At 32.2% G+C, this 541-nt stretch carries 1 protein-coding gene; it reads right to left on the reverse strand.

All coding sequences use genetic code 11. The features are described 5' to 3' along the window. A partial coding sequence (locus tag FUA24_RS23355; protein WP_449441435.1) for a Y-family DNA polymerase occupies positions 1-403 on the reverse strand: 403 nt, incomplete at its 3' end. Positions 404-541 lie beyond the last annotated feature (138 nt).

Here is a 541-nt window from a genome sequence, read left to right on the forward strand (position 1 = left end):
AGGTTGGTATACCTGTCCATTTTAAAATGCGTGTTCGCATTTGATGTCCGTAATTGTTAAGGTTGTAGTTTTCAAAACCTTTAAATTCTACAAAGGCTTCATCTATGCTATATACTTCAACATCGGGTGTAAATTGTTTTAGTATATTCATAACCCTGCTGCTCATATCACCATAAAGCGGATAGTTAGATGATAACACGGTAATGTTATTTGCTTTACAGAAACTATTCCATTTAAAAATAGGAGCTCCCATAGGCAAATTTAAAGCTTTGGCTTCATCACTACGTGAAATTACGCAACCATCATTATTACTAAGTATAGCAATGGGTTTTCCTTGTAAATTAGGGTTAAAAACACGTTCGCATGAAGCATAGAAATTATTACAATCTATTAGTGCAAACATAGGCCGTAAAGATACAAGAAAATGATATTGTTTGTGGTGTTTTTAAAAATTTAAAATAACCAGATTTAAATTTTTTTCGTCTTGCGAAAATGTTTTTAAAGTTTTAAATCCAACTGCTTTGTGGGCATTTATTGAGCG

This window comes from Seonamhaeicola marinus, assembly GCF_008085455.1.